The organism is Halomonas nitroreducens (assembly GCF_003966155.1).
GTDB lineage: Bacteria > Pseudomonadota > Gammaproteobacteria > Pseudomonadales > Halomonadaceae > Halomonas > Halomonas nitroreducens.
Map to the genome: position 1 here is coordinate 1 of NZ_RXNS01000032.1, position 18,465 is coordinate 18,465.

The window sequence follows — 18,465 nt, forward strand, 5'->3', positions numbered from 1 at the left end:
CGTCGGTGAGCGACTGGCCGTTGGTGCCGGTGCCGCCGCCGCGGGGCGCCAGCACTACCCGGCGGAAGTCGTCGCGGCCGGCCAGCCGGGCGATGCGCTCCAGGTCCTCGGCGCCCCTCGGGTAGAGCACCGCCTGGGGCAGGCGCTGGTAGAGGGAGTTGTCGGTGGCCAGCACCGTGCGGTTGGCATAGTCGGGGGCGATGTCGCCCTCGAAGCCGGCGTCGCGCAGGGCCTCGAGGAAGTGCAGGTAGGGAGTATCGGCGTGGCCGTGGGCGCTCGCCTGAGCGGTGTCCAGTCGTGCGATCATGATATCGGGTTCGGTCGCTGTCGCTGCCACGGGGGCAGGTGGAGAAGGAGGCCCTACTGTACCCCGAGACGGCCATGAGGCGCACCCCGACGGCGCCGGCATGCATAGCACCGGGGCGGGCTTTTGCCTACAATGAGCGCCCTGCTTTCACCGATACCGACGGACAGGTTTCCATGCTCGATCCCAAACTGCTGCGCAGCGACCTCGACGGGGTCGCCCAACGACTGGCCAAGCGAGGCTTCGTCCTCGACACCGAGCGTCTGGCCGCCCTGGAGTCCCGGCGCCGGGAGCTGCAGGCCGAGACCGAACGCCTGCAGAACGAGCGCAACACCCGGTCCAAGGCCATCGGCAAGGCCAAGGCCAGCGGCGAGGACATCCAGCCCCTGCTCGACGAGGTCAGCGACCTGGGCGAGCGACTGGACGCCGCCAAGGCACGCCTCGCCGAGGTGCAGGCGGAGTGGGACGAGCAGGTCAGCGGCCTGCCCAACCTGCCTCACGAGAGCGTCCCCCAGGGCGACAGCGAGGACGATAACGTCGAGCTGCATCGCTGGGGCACGCCCCGTGCGACGGACTTCACGGTCCGGGACCACGTCGATCTGGGGGCACTCACCGGGCAGCTCGACTTCGACCTGGCCGCCAAGCTGACCGGGGCCCGCTTCGCGGTGATGCGTGGGACCATCGCCCGGCTGCACCGGACGCTGACCCAGTTCATGCTCGACAAGCAGACCCTCGAACATGGCTACGAGGAGTGCTACGTCCCCTACATGGTGAACGATGACTCCCTATACGGCACCGGCCAGTTGCCCAAATTCGGCGAGGACCTCTTCCGGCTGGAGGACGAGCGGGGCTATCGCCTGATTCCCACCGCCGAGGTGCCGCTGACCAACTTCGCCCGGGACGAGATCCTCGACTTCAAGGCATTGCCGATGCGGCTGACTGCCCATACGCCATGCTTCCGCAGCGAGGCAGGCTCCCATGGCCGGGATACCCGAGGCATGATCCGGCAGCACCAGTTCGACAAGGTCGAGATGGTCCAGCTGGTCGACCCGGCGACCAGCTACGATACCCTTGAGGAGATGCGCGGCCACGCCGAGGCGATCCTGCAGGCCCTGGAGCTGCCCTATCGGGTGGTGACGCTGTGCACCGGTGACATGGGCTTCGGGGCGGCCAAGACCTACGACCTGGAGGTCTGGCTGCCGAGCCAGGAGACCTATCGGGAAATCTCCTCGATCTCCAACTGCGAGGACTTCCAGGCCCGGCGCATGCAGGCGCGCTTCCGCCATCCGGAGCAGAAGAAGCCCCAGCTGCTGCACACCCTCAACGGTTCCGGCCTGGCGGTGGGCCGCTGTCTGATCGCGGTGATGGAAAACCACCAGAATGCCGATGGCTCGATCAGTGTGCCCGAGGCGCTGCGGCCCTACATGGGCGGGGTCGACACCGTCAACGGCTGAGGCGTTGATCGTAGCTGGAAGATCGCCCGCTTCGCGGACGTAAGCTTGAAGCTGGAAGAGAACCGCCCCCAGGCGCTTGCCATGGGGGCGGTTCTCTTTACGCTACTTTCCAGCTTCCAGCTTCCAGCTTCCAGCTTCCAGCTTCCAGCTTCCAGCTTCCAGCTTACGGCTCCTCGATTTCCCAGCTGACGTTGACCGCGGCGTCGATGGTCAGGGTGCCGGGACGGTACTCGGTCGCACCGCCGCTCTCCCGGGCATCGGCGCTCATGGCCATCATGCGCGGCTGGAACACCGGGGCCTGCTGCTCGCTCACCGCATGCACCGGACCAAGCTCGACGCCCAGGGTCTCGGCCATCAGCTCGGCCTTGTGACGGGCCCGGGCGAGGGCCTTGGTCAGGGCCTCGTCGGTGGCCGCCTCGCGGTCCGCGAGGTCATAGGTCACGCCATCCAGGGCGTTGACGCCGGCCTCGGTCAGGGCATCCAGCATCATCGGCAGCCGTTCGAGCTCGTTGATCTCGACCCGGAAGGGGCGCTCCAGGCGGGTCCGGACCAGCGGCGTCGGTTCACCCTCCTTGCCGGTCCGGTCATGCAGGACCTCGGGCTGAACCCGCAGGGAGCCGGCCTGGATGGCCTCGCGCTCGAGCCCGGCCGTCTCGAGGGTGCGGATCAGGGTGGCGGCGCGCTCCTCGAGCCGGCGGCGGGCCTCGGCCAGGGCCTGGGGATCGGTGCGGGCAGCGTCGCGCTGGGCAATGGCCGGCGTGCGCTCCCACAGCCGTGCGTTCAGGGTCGCCTGGTCCGGCACCACCTGGAGCTCGGCCTGAGCCTGCACGTCCAGGCGAGGCGGGGGCGGGGCATCGGCGGCGGCCGCCATCGACGAGGCAGTGATAAGCAGGGCGGTGAGCAGGCTGGCAGGCAGACGGGTACGCTGGCGTGACATGGGCATGGCGCTTTCCTTTTCGCGATGGAGGTGTCGGCTTGGAGCGACGCGGCCCGGCAGGGTTCCCCAGCCGTCGACCACCGGGGACGCTTGTGCAAAGGTTGCACGATCCAGCCCGACGCCGAGGGAGGCCGCGTTGTACCCTGAGCTGTCAGGCGGCATCATGACGACACCCTGAAACGGCGGAGCAGGCGGGCATGGCGAGACCCGAGGACGATACCCAGCGCAGCATTCCCTTGAACCTGACCCTGGCACTGGCGGCCCTGGTGATCATCGTCGCGGGGATGCGGGCCGGCTCCAGCCTGCTGGTGCCCCTGCTGCTGTCGCTGTTCATCGCGGTGGTCTGCACCGCCCCGGTCCATTGGCTGCATCGCCTGGGCGTGGGCCTGCGCCTGTCGGTGTGGCTGACCCTGATCGTGATCGGCGGCCTGCTGTCGCTGCTTGGCCTGCTGCTGGTCAACAGCTTCGGCACCTTCGTCGACGCCCTGCCGGGGATCGAGCAGAAGCTCTACGAGTACTACCTCGGGGTGCTCGACAGCCTGGCCGGCCTGGGGCTGGCCATCGACACCGATCGGCTGGGGGAGCTGCTGCAGGCCGAGCAGTTCGGCAACTGGATTCCGACCCTGATCGGCCAGGTCGGCAACCTGATGATGCAGAGCGTGGTGGTGGCCCTGCTGGTCATGTTCCTGCTGTTCGAGACGCTCAACTTCCGCGACAAGGTCTCCCGGGCCCTGGCCAACCCGGCCCCGAGCCTGCGTCGCTTCAACGAGTTCAGCCTGACGCTGAAGCGCTACCTGGCGGTGAAGACCCTGATCAGCCTGGCCACCGGGGCGCTGATCTGGCTGTCCTGCAAGCTGGTCGGGGTGGAGTTCCCGCTGCTCTGGGCGGTACTGGCCTTCGCCCTGAACTATATCCCCAACATCGGCTCGGCCATCGCCGCGGTCCCCCCGGTACTGCTGCTGCTGGTCTCGCCGGATGGCGGCCTGTTCAAGGCGCTGGTGCTCTCCGGCGCCTACCTGGGGGTCAATTTCGTGCTGGGCAACCTGCTCGAGCCGCGGGTGATGGGGCGAGCCCTGGGGCTGTCCACCTTCGTGGCGTTTCTTTCGCTGGTGGTCTGGGGCTGGATCTTCGGGGCGGTGGGGATGCTGCTCTCGGTGGTGTTGACCATGACCCTCAAGATCGCCCTGGACAGTCATCCCCAGACGCGCTGGATCGCCCACCTGCTTGGGCCGGGCGCCACACCGCTGGAAAAGGCCCACAGGCCGCCCCTGGAGCGCAATAACGAGGAGTGAGCCGGCCATGAACGACGACGCCCCGGCCATTGGCCGGGGCGTGACAAGCGTGACCGGGCTCGGTCGACTCAGGCGTTCTGGTCGATGAACTGGGTCAGTTGGGACTTGGACTGGGCACCGACCAGGGAAGCGACCTTGGCGCCGGACTTGAACAGCATCACGGTGGGCACGCCGCGCACTCCCTGCTCGGCGGCGATTTCCGGGGCGTCATCCACGTTGATGCTGACGATCTTGAGGTTGCCTTCGCGTTCCTCGGCGACCTCGTCGACCACCGGTGCCATGACCTTGCAGGGGCCGCACCAGGGGGCCCAGAACTTCAGCAGGACCGGAGTATCGGCGTTGAGGACTTCCTGCTCGAAGTTGGCATTGGTGACATCGACGTTATTGGCCATGGGATTCTCCAGTTACTACGTTGCGCTGCATCGCGCGGATGGTCAGGCATGAATGCATGCTTGGTCGACCGATGTTAGCGGGCGACCCACTTGCTGGCAAATCCCCGTGCGACCTCGAAGGCCTGCCCGGGAGGTGTGTAGACGCCTGCATGATATGCTATAAAGTAATCATGAAATATATTCTTATTGCCCAATGGTCTTTTGATCTCGCCACAGCAAGGGGGAGGGAGCGGACATGAAGCTCCAGCAGCTGAGGTACATCTGGGAAGTCGCGCGTCACAATCTCAATGTATCGGCCACCGCCCAGAGCCTCTATACCTCCCAGCCCGGCATCTCCAAGCAGATTCGCCTGCTGGAGGACGAGCTGGGGGTCGAGATCTTCGCGCGCAGCGGCAAGCACCTGACCCGGGTCACCCCGGCGGGCCAGGCGATCATCGATCTCGCCGGCCAGGTGCTGCGACTCACCGAGAACATCAAGCATGTCGCCCAGGAGCACAGTGACGAACGGCGCGGCAGCCTGTCCATCGCCACCACCCACACCCAGGCGCGCTATGCGCTGCCGCCGGTCATTCGCGAGTTCACCCGCAAGTACCCCGACGTGGCCCTGCACATGCAGCAGGGCACACCGCGCCAGATTGCCCAGATGGTCAGCGAGGGACAGGCCGACTTTGCCATCGCCACCGAGTCCCTGGAGTTGTTCAACGACCTGGTGCTGCTGCCCTGCTATCGCTGGAACCGCTGCGTGCTGGTTCCCCAGGGGCATCCCCTGGCCGAGATGCCGTCCCTCACCCTGGACGCTCTGGCCGGGTATCCCCTGGTCACCTACGTGTTCGGCTTCACCGGCCGCTCCCAGCTCGATGATGCCTTCCGGGCCCAGGGCCTCAGCCCCAATGTCGTGCTGACTGCGGCGGATGCCGATGTCATCAAGACCTATGTGCGCCTCGGCATGGGGGTGGGCATCGTCGCCCACATGGCCGTGGACCCCGAGCAGGACACCGACCTGGTGGCCCTGGACGCCAGCCATCTCTTCGAGAGCTCCACCACCAAGATCGGCATCCGTCGTGGGACCTTCATGCGCGGCTACATGTATGACTTCCTGCAGGGCTTCGCCGAGCACCTGGAGCGCGATCTGGTGGATGCCGCCCTGGCTGCCGGTCCACGCCACGAACAGAGCCTGTTCCAGCATATCGAATTGCCCGTCCGCTGAGTCCGCGCCGCGCCAGGCCGGCGCGGTGACGAGCGTTCCGATGCCCTGCAGGTCGTGCGCACCGGCCTGGCGATATGCCTATGCTGAGAATGGGCATTGGACCTGGCAAGGCATCGGGAGGCTCATCGGTGAATATCTCTTTCCATGGCGCCGATCAGGGGGTGACCGGCTCCTGCCATCTGGTGGAGTGCGCCGGCGCGCGCATCCTCGTCGACTGTGGCCTCTACCAGGGGGGGCGCTCGATCGAGGAGGAGAATGCCGAGCCGTTCGGCTTCGCGCCATCCGACATCGACGCGCTGCTGCTGACCCATGCCCACCTGGACCATTGCGGACGGATTCCCCTGCTGGCACGCCGCGGTTTCCGGGGCGAGATCATCACCACGCCGGCTTCCCGGGAGTTGGCCAGGCTAGTGATGCTCGATGCCGCCAACCTCCAGGAGGAGGAGGCTGCGCGGAACAATCGCCGGGCTGCCCGGCACGGGCGCGGTCGCCGGCGGGAAGAACAGCCGCTGTATAGTGTGCTGGACGCGCTGAACAGCCTGGATGCCTTCGGCCGCTGCGCCGCGTATGGCGAGCGCCTGGAAGTGGTGGCCGGGGTCCATGCCACCTTTCTGGATGCCGGCCATATCCTTGGCTCGGCGAGCATCCTGCTGGAGCTCGAGGAGGGCGGGCAGCGACGGCGGCTGCTGTTCTCCGGTGATCTCGGCAATCGGGCGCGCCCCCTGCTGCGGGATCCCGAGGTGGCTTCCGAGCTGGACGTGATCGTCATGGAGACCACCTATGGCGACCGCGCGCACAAGGCGCTGCAGCCGACCATCGACGAGTTCTATGAGGCGATCAATGCCACCTTCCGGCGCGGCGGCAACGTCATCGTTCCGACCTTCGCCATGGAGCGAGCCCAGGAGCTGCTCTACTTCCTGCGCCAGGGCGTCGAGCGCGGCATCCTCTCACAGGCCATCCAGGTCTTCCTCGATTCCCCCATGGCGATCTCCGCCACCGAGATCTTCCGGCGGCACCCCGAGGCCTACGGCGACGACACCCGGGCCATCTTCCAGTCCGGCCAGGACCCGTTCCAGTTGCCCGGCCTGCACTTTACCCGCGAGACGGCGGATTCCATGGCCCTCAACCGGATCGGCGGCGGGGCGGTGATCATGGCAGGCTCGGGGATGTGCACGGGGGGACGCATCCGCCACCACCTCAAGCACCACCTGTGGCGACGGGACAGCAGCATCGTCTTTGTCGGCTTCGCGGCTCGAGGCACGCTGGCTCGACGCATCGTCGACGGTGCCGATTCGGTGAGGATCTTCGGCGAGGAGATTCCCGTCCATGCCAGCATCCACACCATCAACGGCTTCTCCGCCCACGCTGATCGCCAGGAACTGCTGGATTGGTACCGGCGCACCGGCGGCGCGCCGGTGACCTACCTGGTGCACGGCGACGCCGACGCGATGCAGGCCTTCGCCGATCTGCTGACGGACACGGACGTGCGGATGCCGGCCCTGCATGATTGCCATCCGCTGTGACGCCCGGTTGACTCACCCGCTCGCGACGTCGTCACGCAAAACGCCGGCGCCCGTCCACGAGGGACGGGCGCCGGCGTTGGCGAGGCGGTCAGGCCGGGTTCGGAGGCCTGCTCAGTGTTGCAGGTGCAGCCCGCACTCCCGCTTCGCTTCCACCTTGGTGGGATCGAAGTAGTCGAACTCGTTGGGCAGGTCGTGGGCCTGCAGATACTGGTAGAGGTCGCGTGCGCTCCAGTGCAGCAACGGCGCCACCTTGAGCAGGCCGTCGGCGTTGCGGGAAACGGCGTCCATGCGGGCCCGTTCCGGGGTGTCTTCGGCGCGCAGGGCGGTGAACCAGACGTCCGGTGCCATCTCGCGCAGCGCCCGGCCGAAGGGCTCGAGCTTCACTTCCTCGGTGAAGGCCGCGTGGCGCGGGTCGTCGATGCCCGGCATGGGACCGTCGACCGCCTCACGATGGGCCCGGGTGCGGCGCGGGATGTAACTGATCAGGTTGAGGTCTAGGCGCTTCACCACGGCGTCGGCGAAGCGATAGGTAGCCTCGGTGTTGTAGCCGTGGTCCATCCACACGATGGGCATGTCCGGCCGTTGCTGCGTCACCATGTGCAGGATGACCGCTTCGAAGGGGCGGAAGTTGGTGGTGCAGAGCGGCCGGCTGCCCTGTTCCAGGGCCCAGCGAATCAGGGCCTCGGGATCCTGGCCCAGGTCACGGTTGATGGCGTCGAGTTGCGGCTCCATGAGCGCCTCCCTGAATGGTGTCTCGGTGGCGCTACACTAGCAGAGCCCAAGTGAGCGGCCCCAATACCGTTTGATTGGATATTTATGCCGCTAAGTATTAAAAAGTCGCTTTCATTATTCCATTGAGGCTTATTGTCTGGCCGGCCATCATGCCGGAATTATCGCGGCACAGCGGCGTGTCGTGTGGGCGATGAGCTTCTCATCGACCATGCGGGCATCGTCAGGCCGGGTCGCCAAGTGCCGCCATCAGGTGACGGATCTTGTCCAGGGTCTCTTCATACTCGTCCTCGCCGCGGGAGTCGGCGACCAGGCCGCCACCGCCCCACAGGTGCAGCCGGCCCCGGTCGGCCACGGCGGTACGAATGGCGATGGAGGTGTCCATATGGCCCCTCACATCCACATAGCCGAGGCTGCCGCAGTAGGCGCTGCGGGCCGAGGGCTCGAGCTCGTCGATGATCTGCATGGCGCGCACCTTGGGCGCGCCGGTGATCGAGCCACCGGGAAAGGCGGCGGCCAGCAGGTCCAGGGGGGAGTGGCGCCCGTCCAGCTCGCCGGTCACCACGCTGACCAGGTGATGCACGTTGGCGTAGCTCTCCAGCCCGCACAGTTGCGGGACCCGGACCGTGCCGGGACGGCATACCCGGCCCAGGTCGTTGCGCAGCAGGTCGACGATCATCACGTTCTCGGCGCGATCCTTGATACTGGCAGCGAGTTCCTCGGCGAGGCGCCGATCCTCCTCCGGTGTCCGGCCGCGGGGGCGGGTGCCCTTGATCGGCCGGGTTTCCACCCGCCCCTGGGCGCAATGCAGGAAGCGCTCGGGGGACAGCGACAGGATGGCGTGGTCGTCCCAGGCGATGAATCCCGAGAAGGGCGTCGGGGTGGCCCGGCGCAGGCGCCGATAGGCCTGCCAGAGGTCGCCCTGATAGGCGGCGCTGAAGCGCTGGGCGAGATTGATCTGGTAGCAGTCGCCCTCGCGGATGTAGCGCTGAACGGCGTCGAAGCGTGCCAGGTAGTCCTCCCGCGACATCTCGGGGAGGAATTCGCCGGTCAGGCGGAAGTCCTCGCCCGCCGGCGGGGGGGGCGCCAGCCAGCCAAGCACCTGGTCACGGCGCTCGGCGGTCGCCACCAGCCAGGCCTCGCGGCGCTGGTGGTCAAGGATGATGGCCCAGTCGTAGAGACCGACGCGGCTGGCCGGGAGATCGGCCACGGGGGTCGCCCGGCCGGGCACCGGCTCCAGGCAGCGGCCGAGATCATAGCTCCAGAAACCGATCAGGCCGCCGAGGAAGGGCAGGTCGCTGTCCGGCACCTGGCCGCTCAGGCGGTCGAGCAGGGCCTGCTGGGCGGCGAAGGGACCGAGGCCGTCCGGCAGCGAGGCATCCCCGTGGACCCGTCCCCGGGCATCGATGTCCAGCACGCTCAAGGGGTCGCTGGAGAGAATATCGTAGCGGCCGCCCGGAGCGACCGGGCGGCCGCTGTCGAGCAGCACGGCCGCCGGCCGATGGCGCAGGGCCGCGAACAGGTCCAGGGGGTCTTCCCGATAGCTCAGGGGGGTGATCTCGAGTGGTGTTGTCATCAATGGCGCCTTCCCTCAACAGGCGCCACATTCTAGGCCTCGCGACGGGGTTTGTCGCCGGCAGCGTGGCGCTGGGGCGGACGCCCGGTCAACGCACCCCGGCTATTGTCGACATCCTGCCGAGCGTTTGCTTGGTTGTTTACAACCAAAGGGGGAGAGGGCCGGCCCCGATGGCATATTGACCCGAAGGATGGCACTGTCTACAGTTCCATCAATCCTCAATTGTCGACAATTGCCATGACGAACGCCCCGACCGAACCGGCCACCACCCCCGAGGTCCGCACCCTGGCGGAACGTGTCTTCCAGCAGCTCCAGGATGCCATCGTCCGGGGTGAGCTGGCGCCGGGCAGCAAGATCACTGAGCCGGGGCTGTCCCGCAGCTACGGCATCTCTCGCGGGCCGCTTCGGGAGGCCATGCGCCGCCTGGAGGCGCACCGGCTGATCGAGCGCGTGCCCCATGTGGGGGCTCGGGTGGTCAAGCTGTCGATGAAGGAGTTGCTCGAGCTGTTCGACGTGCGCGAGGCGCTGGAAAGCATGGCCGCCCGGCTGGCCGCCGAGCACATGAGCGCCGAGGAGATCGACGGCCTGCGGGAGGTGCTGGCGGTCCACGAGCGTCAGGCCGACCTGCGCCGTGGCGAGGCCTACTACCAACGCGAGGGTGACCTGGACTTCCACTACCGCATCGTCCAGGGCAGCCACAACAAGATGCTGATGGGCATGCTGTGTGACGACCTCTACTACCTGGTGAGGCTGTATCGCACCCAGTTCAGCGCCAGCGGCACCCGCCCCCAGCGAGCCTTCGTCGAGCACCATCGGATCGTCGATGCCATCGAGGCCGGGGACGCCGAGCTCGCCGAACTGCTGATGCGTCGCCATGTCAGCGCCTCACGGGAGAACGTCGTCGAACGCTACGCCGCCTCCCTCAAACAGGAACTGGAGGCGTCCACCTGAGGATGCCCCGCCGACCCACTGGAGAGATCCCATGACCCGACCCACCCCCGGCGCCCGTTTCCGTGCCGCCCTCGAGGCCAACCACCCGCTGCCCATCGTCGGCACTATCAACGCCTACACCGCCATGATGGCCGAGCGGGTTGGCCATCAGGCGATCTACCTGTCCGGCGGCGGTGTCGCCAATGCCTCCTTCGGCCTGCCGGATCTGGGCATGACCACCATGAACGACGTGGTCGAGGATGCCCACCGGATCTGCGGGGCCACCGAGGTGCCGCTGCTGGTGGACATCGATACCGGCTGGGGCGGCGCCTTCAACATCGCTCGCACCGTCAAGGAGATGCAGCGAGCCGGGGTGGCCGCCGTGCACCTGGAGGATCAGGTGGCCCAGAAGCGCTGCGGGCATCGCCCCAACAAGGCGATCGTTTCCCAGGGCGAAATGGTGGACCGGGTCAAGGCCGCCGCCGATGCGCGCCTCGACCCGGACTTCTACCTGATCGCCCGCACCGATGCCTTCCAGAAGGAAGGGCTGGAAGCCGCCATCGAGCGCGCCAATGCCTGCCTCGAGGCCGGTGCCGACGCCATCTTCGCCGAGGCCGTCCACACCCTGGATGACTACCGCGCCTTCTGCGAGCGCCTCGATGCGCCGATCCTGGCCAATATCACCGAGTTCGGCGCCACGCCGCTGTTCAGCCAGGACGAACTCGCCGAGGTGGGCTGCCGCATGGTGCTCTACCCGCTGTCGGCCTTCCGCGCCATGAACGCCGCGGCGCTGAAGGTCTACCAGAGCATCCACGACCAGGGGCACCAGCGAGACGTGGTGGAGCTGATGCAGACTCGCGACGAGCTCTACGACTTCCTCAACTATCACGACTTCGAGCGCAAGCTCGATGCCTTGTTCACCGAGCAGGGCGACGACAAGTAAGCGCTCATTCACAACAAGCAGATGACAGGAGACACGACCATGGCAGACAAACCGATCGGCGGCGCCGGCCTGCGCGGCCAGAGCGCCGGCTCCACGGCCCTGTGCACCGTCGGCAAGACCGGCTCCGGCCTGACCTATCGCGGCTATGACATCAAGGAACTGGCCGAGAAGGCGCGCTTCGAGGAAGTGGCCTACCTGCTGCTCAAGGGCAAGCTGCCCAACCGGGCCGAGCTGGAGGCCTACGTCACCAAGCTCAAGGGGCTGCGCGGGCTGCCTGCGGCCCTGAAGACCGTGCTCGAGCAGATCCCGGCCGATGCCCACCCCATGGACGTGATGCGTACCGGCGCCTCCATGCTCGGCAACCTGGAGACCGAGGAGAGCTTCGACCAGCAGCAGGACGTGTCCGACCGGCTGCTCGCGGCGCTGCCCTCGATCATCTGCTACTGGTATCGCTTCAGCCACGATGGCGTGCGCATCGAGACCGAGACCGACGACGAGTCGGTGGGGGGCCACTTCCTGCACCTGCTGCGCGACGAGCCGGCCTCGGAGCTGCATGCCCGGGTAATGAACGTCTCGCTGATCCTCTACGCCGAGCACGAGTTCAACGCCTCGACCTTCACCGCCCGCGTCTGCGCCTCCACGCTCTCCGACATGCACTCCTGCGTGACCGGCGCCATCGGCTCGCTGCGCGGGCCGCTGCATGGCGGCGCCAACGAGGCGGCCATGGCGATGATCGAGGATTGGCAGTCTCCCGAGGAGGCCGAGCGCGAGATACTGGGCATGCTCGAGCGCAAGGACAAGATCATGGGCTTCGGGCACGCCATCTACCGCGAGTCCGATCCGCGCAATGCCATCATCAAGCACTGGTCGAAGCAACTCGCCGAGGACGTCGGCGACAGCGTGCTCTATCCGGTCTCCGAGCGGGTCGAGGCGGTGATGTGGCGGGAGAAGAAGCTGTTCTGCAACGCCGACTTCTTCCATGCCAGTGCCTACCACTTCATGGACATCCCCACCAAGCTGTTCACCCCGATCTTCGTCTGTTCGCGGGTCACCGGCTGGTGCGCCCACGTCTTCGAGCAGCGCGAGAACAACCGCATCATTCGCCCGAGCGCCGATTACACCGGCCCGGAGCACAGCGAGTGGGTGCCGCTCGAGGAACGCGACTGACGTTCATGCACGAGCATCCGTCATGGCGGATGCTCCAGACAAGCGAAGCGAGGGTCCTTTGCCCGGGGGGAGGCGGAAAACCATGACCATCCGCTGGATGGTCTTCCCGCCGAACGGGTTGGCCACGGATGGCCCGCCCAGGCCCTGCAAGCGGCGTTGGATGCAACAACGCCGCAGGGCAAGGCTAGCACCCTCGCGAAGGTCCGGCTCCCCGGGGTCGGCCCTCCGGCGGCTTGTCGCCGCAAGTCCTTTGGGAGCCGCAGGCTGAATAGCCTCTGCTGCCGCCTCTTTCTTCTGTCCACGACCCGATGGTGGCCACGCCATGAATACCGATTACCGCAAGCCCCTGCCCGGCACCGGGCTGGACTACTTCGATACCCGCGAGGCGGTCGAGGCAATCCGCCCCGGTGCTTACGACACCCTGACCTATACCGCCCGCGTGCTGGCCGAGCAGCTGGTGCGTCGCTGCGAGCCGGGCCTGCGCGACGCCGCCCTCGAGCAGATCATCGATGGCAAGCGCGACCTGGACTTTCCCTGGTACCCGGCCCGGGTCGTCTGCCATGACATCCTCGGCCAGACCGCTCTGGTCGACCTGGCCGGCCTGCGTGACGCCATCGCCGAGCGCGGCGGCGATCCCGCCAAGGTCAACCCGGTGGTGCCCACCCAGCTGATCGTCGATCATTCGCTGGCCGTCGAGCATGCCGGCTTCGAGCAGGACGCCTTCGACAAGAACCGGGCGGTGGAGGATCGCCGTAACGAGGATCGCTTTCACTTCATCGAGTGGACGAAGACGGCGTTCGAGAACGTCGACGTCATCCCCGCCGGCAACGGCATCATGCACCAGATCAACCTGGAAAAGATGTCGCCGGTGGTGCAGGCCCGCCCCGATGAGAATGGAAAGCGCGTGGCCTTCCCGGACACTTGCGTGGGCACCGACAGCCACACCCCGCATATCGACTGCCTGGGGGTGATCGCCATCGGCGTGGGCGGCCTCGAGGCCGAGACCGTGATGCTGGGGCGCCCCTCCATGATGCGCCTGCCCGACATCGTCGGCGTCAAGCTGACCGGCAAGCGCCAGCCCGGCATCACCGCCACCGATATCGTGCTGGCGATCACCGAGTTCCTGCGCCAGGAGCGGGTGGTGGGTGCCTACCTGGAGTTCTTCGGCGAGGGGGCCGCAAGCCTGACCATCGGCGACCGCGCCACCATCTCCAACATGACCCCGGAGTACGGGGCGTCGGCGGCGATGTTCTACATCGACGACCAGACCCTCGACTACCTCACGCTCACCGGCCGCGAGCCGGAGCAGGTGGCGCTGGTCGAGCAGTACGCCAAGACCAACGGCCTGTGGGCGGACGACCTGGCAGGCGCCCAGTACGAGCGGGTGCTGGAGTTCGATCTCTCCACCGTGGAGCGCAACCTGGCCGGTCCGTCCAACCCGCATCGCCGCCTGCCCACCAGTGCCCTGCACGACCGCGGCATCGCCGTCGACTACGACAAGGCCCAGGCGGAAGAGCAAGCGGGCAAGATGCCCGATGGCGCGGTGATCATCGCCGCCATCACCAGCTGCACCAACACCTCCAATCCGCGCAACGTGGTGGCCGCGGGCCTGCTGGCCAAGAAGGCCAACGAACTGGGGCTCACGCGCAAGCCCTGGGTAAAGTCCTCCTTCGCCCCGGGGTCCAAGGTGGCGCGTCTCTACCTGGAGGAGGCCGGCCTGCTGCCCGAAATGGAGGCGCTGGGCTTCGGCATCGTCGCCTATGCCTGTACCACCTGCAACGGCATGTCCGGTGCCCTGGACCCGGCGATCCAGCAGGAGATCATCGACCGCGACCTCTACTCCACGGCGGTGCTCTCCGGCAACCGCAACTTCGACGGGCGTATCCACCCCTATGCCAAGCAGGCCTTCCTGGCCTCGCCGCCGCTGGTGGTGGCCTATGCGATCGCCGGCACCGTGCGCTTCGACATCGAGAAGGACGTGCTGGGCTACGCTCCGGACGGACAGCCGATCACCCTCAAGGACCTCTGGCCCAGTGACGAGGAGATCGACACCATCGTCGGCGAGTACGTCAAGCCGGAGCAGTTCCAGCGGGTCTACATCCCGATGTTCGACCTGGACGCGGTGGAAGCGGCCGAGAGTCCGCTCTATGACTGGCGCCCGCAGAGCACCTACATTCGCCGCCCGCCCTACTGGGAGGGCACCATGGCCGGCGAGCGCGGGCTCAAGGGCATGCGGCCCCTGGCGATCCTGCCGGACAACATCACCACCGACCACCTGTCGCCGTCCAACGCCATCATGGCGGACAGCGCGGCCGGGGAGTACCTGGCGAAGATGGGCCTGCCGGAGGAGGACTTCAACTCCTACGCCACCCACCGGGGGGATCACCTGACCGCCCAGCGCGCGACGCTGGCCAACCCCAAGCTGTTCAACGAGATGGTGCGCGACGAGGCGGGCGAGGTGATCCAGGGCTCGCTGGCGCGCATCGAGCCGGAAGGCCAGGTCACCCGCATGTGGGAGGCCATCGAAACCTACATGGCGCGCAAGCAGCCACTGATCATCATCGCCGGCGCCGACTACGGCCAGGGCTCATCGCGGGACTGGGCGGCCAAGGGCGTGGCGCTGGCCGGCGTGGAGGCCATTGTCGCCGAGGGCTTCGAGCGCATCCACCGCACCAACCTGATCGGCATGGGCGTGATGCCCCTGCAGTTCGAGGAAGGCACCACCCGCCACACCCTGGGGCTGGACGGCACCGAGACCTACGACGTGGAAGGCGCCCCGGCGCCCGGCGCGGGACTGACCCTGGTGATTCATCGCAGCAACGGCGACAGCGAGCGCGTGCCGGTGATCTGCCGCCTGGACACCGCCGAGGAGGTCTCCATCTACAAGGCGGGCGGCGTGCTGCAGCGTTTCGCCCAGGACTTTCTCGAATCCAGCGAGGTCGCCTGAGGAGGCTACATGACCCATCGACCCCAGATCCGCATCCCCGCCACCTATATGCGTGGCGGCACCAGCAAGGGCGTGTTCTTCCGCCTGGACGACCTGCCAACGGCCGCTCGTGTGCCGGGCCCCGCCCGCGATGCCCTGCTGCTGCGGGTGATCGGCAGCCCCGACCCCTATCAGAAACAGATCGACGGCATGGGCGGGGCGACCTCGAGCACCAGCAAGACGGTGATCCTGTCGAGAAGCGACAGCCCCGACCACGACGTCGACTACCTGTTCGGCCAGGTGTCCATCGACAAGCCCTTCGTCGACTGGAGCGGCAACTGCGGCAACCTCTCGGCGGCAGTGGGGCCCTTCGCCATCAGCAATGGCCTGGTCGATGAGGCCCGGATCCCGGAGAACGGCATCGCCGAGGTGCGGATCTGGCAGGCCAACATCGGCAAGACCATCATCGCCCGGGTGCCCATCACCGAGGGGCGCGTCCAGGAGACCGGGGACTTCGAGCTCGACGGCGTGACCTTCCCCGCGGCGGAGGTGCCGGTCGAGTTCATGGACCCGGCCGATGGCGAAGGGGCGATGTTTCCCACCGGACGGGTCGTCGAGGAACTCGAGGTACCGGGTGTGGGAACCCTGCCGGCGACCCTGATCAATGCCGGCATCCCGACCATCTTCGTCAACGCCGCAGACATCGGCTATACGGGGACCGAGCTCCAGGAGGCCATCAACGGCGACGCCGAGGCCCTGGCCCGCTTCGAGGCGATCCGCGCCCACGGAGCGGTGCGCATGGGGCTCATCGAGCATGTCGATGAGGCCGCCAGTCGCCAGCACACCCCGAAGGTCGCCTTCGTTGCTCCGCCGACCGGCTACCAGGCCTCCAGCGGCAAGACGATCCAGGCCGACGAGGTGGACCTCCTGGTGAGGGCGCTGTCCATGGGCAAGCTGCATCACGCCATGATGGGCACGGCGGCCGTCGCCATCAGTGCGGCCGCGGCGGTGCCGGGGACTCTGGTCAACCTGGCGGCGGGCGGCGGTGAGCGCACTGCCGTGCGCTTCGGCCATCCCTCCGGGACCTTGCGGGTCGGTGCCGAGGCTCGCCAGGTCGATGGCCAGTGGACCGCCACCAAGGCGATCATGAGCCGCAGCGCCCGGGTCTTGATGGAAGGCTGGGTGCGCGTTCCCGGGGAGGTGGTGGCGGGCTGAGGCGCATGCCTGGCACCCGGAGCGTTCGCAGCCGATACTGCCGGTAGGGCAGGTCGGAAGTCATCGCCGGATCGCCGCTGGGCGGTCCGGTTCACGCGGGTGAGGCAGCGCAAAGAGGAGGCCAGAGGATGAGCGCAACCGTCGAACGCAATGTGCGACCGGACTATGACAGCGAGCTGCAGAAGATCGCCGACTATGTTCTCGCTTTCACCGTCGACAGCGGCGAGGCCCTGGATACCGCCCGCAACTGCCTGATGGATACCCTGGGCTGCGGCCTGCTGGCGCTGCGCTTCCCCGAATGCACCAAGCACCTGGGCCCCCTGGTGGAGGGCACCATCGTGCCCCATGGGGCAAGGGTGCCGGGCACCTCCTTCCGCCTGGACCCGGCCAAGGCGGCCTGGGACATCGGGGCCACCGTCCGCTGGCTCGACTACAATGACACCTGGCTGGCTGCCGAGTGGGGGCATCCCTCCGACAACCTCGGTGCCATTCTTGCCGTGGCCGACCACCTCTCCCAGAAGCGTGTCGCCCAGGGCGAGGATCCGCTGACCATGCGGGAGGTGCTCGAGGCCATGATCATGGCCCACGAGATCCAGGGTGTGCTGGCACTCGAGAATTCCTTCAACCGCGTCGGCCTGGATCACGTCGTACTGGTCAAGGTGGCCTCCACCGCCGTGGCCGCCAGGCTGATGGGCGCCGACCGCGAGCAGCTGCTCGCCGCCCTGTCCCACGCCTGGGTCGACGGCCAGAGCCTGCGGACCTATCGCCACGCCCCCAATGCCGGTTCCCGCAAGAGCTGGGCGGCGGGGGACGCGACGTCTCGCGGCGTGCGCCTGGCGGATATCGCCCTGCGTGGCGAGATGGGCATCCCCGGCGCGCTCTCCGCCCCCCAGTGGGGTTTCTACGATGTGCTCTTCAGCCACACCAACAAGGACCTGGCCACCAAGCCGGAGGCGGAGCGTCGGTTCAGCTTCCAGCGGGAGTTCGGCAGCTACGTGATGGAAAACGTGCTGTTCAAGCTCTCCTTCCCCGCCGAATTCCATGCCCAGACCGCCTGCGAGGCGGCCGTGACCCTGCACCCGCAGGTCAGGGACCGCCTCGACGAGATCGATCGCATTGTGCTGACCACCCACGAGTCCGCGATCCGCATCATCTCCAAGGAGGGACAACTGGCCAATCCCGCCGACCGGGATCATTGCCTGCAATACATGACCGCGGTGCCGCTGATCTTCGGCAGCCTGACCGCCGAGCATTACGAGGATGCCTTCCATGCGGCCCATCCGCTGATCGACAGGCTGCGCGGCAAGATGCAGGTCGTCGAGGACGAGCGCTATTCCCGTGACTACCATGATCCCGAGAAGCGCTCGATCGCCAACGCCATCCAGGTGTTCTTCCAGGATGGCAGCAGTACCGACCGGGTGGCGGTCGAATACCCGATTGGCCATCGCCGCCGGCGGGACGAGGGAATCCCGGTACTGGAGGAGAAGTTCCGCCACAACCTGGCCACACGCTTCCCGCGCGCTCGATGCGAGACGATCTTCGCGCTGTGCAAGGACCAGGCGCGCCTGGAAGGCACTCCTGTGCACCGGTTTGTCGACCTCTTCGTGATCTGAACTCCCGGCGCATGAGGGCCGGCGCGCGGCCTATACCCAAAGCGTTTTGCCATCGCACATCTCATAACCAACGGGTCTTGGCAGGTGGCCAGACCTTGGCCTATATTTTTTCTTTGGAAGGGGCTTGCGTCGTCCGCGGAGAATCCGTAAAGTACGCATCCGCTGCCGGCGACGGGCAACGTTGCAGGCGGTGATGAGTGGCAGAAGTGCTTGTTTCTTCGAGGGTTTTTTGAAAAGACCCGGTTGACAGGCTCGCC

The 18,465-nt window shown here is 67.1% G+C and carries 15 protein-coding genes; 10 read left to right on the forward strand and 5 right to left on the reverse strand.

All coding sequences use genetic code 11. The annotated features are described in order from the left end of the window. On the reverse strand, positions 1-307 hold a 307-nt coding region (locus EKG36_RS20085; RefSeq protein ID WP_148113491.1), incomplete at its 3' end, for an FAD-binding oxidoreductase. A gap of 173 nt (positions 308-480) precedes the next feature. Between EKG36_RS20085 and serS the strand changes: the two genes are divergently transcribed. Next, the gene (serS, locus tag EKG36_RS20090) at positions 481-1,758 is read left to right on the forward strand and encodes a serine--tRNA ligase (RefSeq protein WP_126487058.1); all 1,278 of its coding nucleotides are present in this window, start codon (positions 481-483) and stop codon (positions 1,756-1,758) included. A 163-nt stretch (positions 1,759-1,921) separates the two neighbouring features. On the opposite strand, the gene EKG36_RS20095 is transcribed toward serS, so the two are convergent. Beyond that, entirely contained in the window at positions 1,922-2,701 is a 780-nt protein-coding gene (locus EKG36_RS20095; RefSeq protein WP_126487059.1) for an SIMPL domain-containing protein, read from the reverse strand. A gap of 191 nt (positions 2,702-2,892) precedes the next feature. Between EKG36_RS20095 and EKG36_RS20100 the strand changes: the two genes are divergently transcribed. Next, entirely contained in the window at positions 2,893-3,987 is a 1,095-nt protein-coding gene (locus tag EKG36_RS20100; RefSeq protein ID WP_126487060.1) for an AI-2E family transporter, read from the forward strand. A 68-nt stretch (positions 3,988-4,055) separates the two neighbouring features. Here the strand turns inward: EKG36_RS20100 and trxA are convergent, their stop codons facing one another. Then, positions 4,056-4,379, reverse strand: a complete 324-nt coding sequence (gene trxA, locus EKG36_RS20105) for a thioredoxin (protein ID WP_126487061.1) — start codon at positions 4,377-4,379, stop codon at positions 4,056-4,058. Between the two features lie 235 nt (positions 4,380-4,614). On the opposite strand from trxA, the gene cysB reads away from it, so the two are divergent. Then, positions 4,615-5,586: an HTH-type transcriptional regulator CysB gene (gene cysB / locus EKG36_RS20110; RefSeq protein ID WP_126487062.1), complete on the forward strand. Its 972-nt coding sequence runs from the start codon at positions 4,615-4,617 to the stop codon at positions 5,584-5,586. 128 nt (positions 5,587-5,714) lie between these two features. Beyond that, a complete protein-coding gene (locus EKG36_RS20115; protein ID WP_126487063.1) occupies positions 5,715-7,109 on the forward strand; it encodes an MBL fold metallo-hydrolase RNA specificity domain-containing protein in 1,395 nt (464 codons plus the stop codon). 111 nt (positions 7,110-7,220) lie between these two features. Here EKG36_RS20115 and EKG36_RS20120 read toward each other — a convergent pair whose 3' ends face one another. Beyond that, a complete protein-coding gene (locus EKG36_RS20120; protein WP_126487064.1) occupies positions 7,221-7,841 on the reverse strand; it encodes a phosphoadenosine phosphosulfate reductase domain-containing protein in 621 nt (206 codons plus the stop codon). A gap of 220 nt (positions 7,842-8,061) precedes the next feature. After that, positions 8,062-9,414, reverse strand: a complete 1,353-nt coding sequence (gene pabB / locus EKG36_RS20125) for an aminodeoxychorismate synthase component I (protein WP_126487065.1) — start codon at positions 9,412-9,414, stop codon at positions 8,062-8,064. 237 nt (positions 9,415-9,651) lie between these two features. On the opposite strand from pabB, the gene EKG36_RS20130 reads away from it, so the two are divergent. From EKG36_RS20130 to prpD, 6 genes are all read left to right on the forward strand, one after another. Then, positions 9,652-10,365, forward strand: coding sequence for a GntR family transcriptional regulator (locus EKG36_RS20130; protein ID WP_126487066.1), 714 nt, complete (start codon positions 9,652-9,654; stop codon positions 10,363-10,365). Between the two features lie 31 nt (positions 10,366-10,396). Then, positions 10,397-11,287 carry a methylisocitrate lyase gene (gene prpB / locus EKG36_RS20135; RefSeq protein ID WP_126487067.1) on the forward strand — a complete coding sequence of 297 codons (891 nt, stop codon included), beginning with the start codon at positions 10,397-10,399 and terminating at the stop codon, positions 11,285-11,287. Positions 11,288-11,326: 39 nt separating this feature from the next. Beyond that, entirely contained in the window at positions 11,327-12,454 is a 1,128-nt protein-coding gene (gene prpC / locus EKG36_RS20140) for a bifunctional 2-methylcitrate synthase/citrate synthase (protein ID WP_126487068.1), read from the forward strand. 322 nt (positions 12,455-12,776) lie between these two features. After that, on the forward strand, positions 12,777-15,401 hold the full coding sequence (acnD, locus tag EKG36_RS20145) for a Fe/S-dependent 2-methylisocitrate dehydratase AcnD (RefSeq protein ID WP_126487069.1): 2,625 nt from the start codon (positions 12,777-12,779) through the stop codon (positions 15,399-15,401). A gap of 9 nt (positions 15,402-15,410) precedes the next feature. After that, positions 15,411-16,595, forward strand: coding sequence for a 2-methylaconitate cis-trans isomerase PrpF (prpF, locus tag EKG36_RS20150; protein ID WP_126487070.1), 1,185 nt, complete (start codon positions 15,411-15,413; stop codon positions 16,593-16,595). A 128-nt stretch (positions 16,596-16,723) separates the two neighbouring features. Next, positions 16,724-18,208, forward strand: a complete 1,485-nt coding sequence (gene prpD, locus EKG36_RS20155; RefSeq protein ID WP_126487071.1) for a 2-methylcitrate dehydratase — start codon at positions 16,724-16,726, stop codon at positions 18,206-18,208. Positions 18,209-18,465 lie beyond the last annotated feature (257 nt).

Bases quoted from the DNA above. Each gene is read 5' to 3' on its own strand.
- serS (WP_126487058.1), top strand. From the start codon at position 481: ATGCTCGATCCCAAACTGCTGCGCAGCGACCTCGACGGGGTCGCCCAA.
- EKG36_RS20095 (WP_126487059.1), bottom strand. From the start codon at position 2,701: ATGCCCATGTCACGCCAGCGTACCCGTCTGCCTGCCAGCCTGCTCACC.
- EKG36_RS20100 (WP_126487060.1), top strand. From the start codon at position 2,893: ATGGCGAGACCCGAGGACGATACCCAGCGCAGCATTCCCTTGAACCTG.
- trxA (WP_126487061.1), bottom strand. From the start codon at position 4,379: ATGGCCAATAACGTCGATGTCACCAATGCCAACTTCGAGCAGGAAGTC.
- cysB (WP_126487062.1), top strand. From the start codon at position 4,615: ATGAAGCTCCAGCAGCTGAGGTACATCTGGGAAGTCGCGCGTCACAAT.
- EKG36_RS20120 (WP_126487064.1), bottom strand. From the start codon at position 7,841: ATGGAGCCGCAACTCGACGCCATCAACCGTGACCTGGGCCAGGATCCC.
- pabB (WP_126487065.1), bottom strand. From the start codon at position 9,414: ATGACAACACCACTCGAGATCACCCCCCTGAGCTATCGGGAAGACCCC.
- EKG36_RS20130 (WP_126487066.1), top strand. From the start codon at position 9,652: ATGACGAACGCCCCGACCGAACCGGCCACCACCCCCGAGGTCCGCACC.
- prpB (WP_126487067.1), top strand. From the start codon at position 10,397: ATGACCCGACCCACCCCCGGCGCCCGTTTCCGTGCCGCCCTCGAGGCC.
- prpC (WP_126487068.1), top strand. From the start codon at position 11,327: ATGGCAGACAAACCGATCGGCGGCGCCGGCCTGCGCGGCCAGAGCGCC.
- acnD (WP_126487069.1), top strand. From the start codon at position 12,777: ATGAATACCGATTACCGCAAGCCCCTGCCCGGCACCGGGCTGGACTAC.
- prpF (WP_126487070.1), top strand. From the start codon at position 15,411: ATGACCCATCGACCCCAGATCCGCATCCCCGCCACCTATATGCGTGGC.
- prpD (WP_126487071.1), top strand. From the start codon at position 16,724: ATGAGCGCAACCGTCGAACGCAATGTGCGACCGGACTATGACAGCGAG.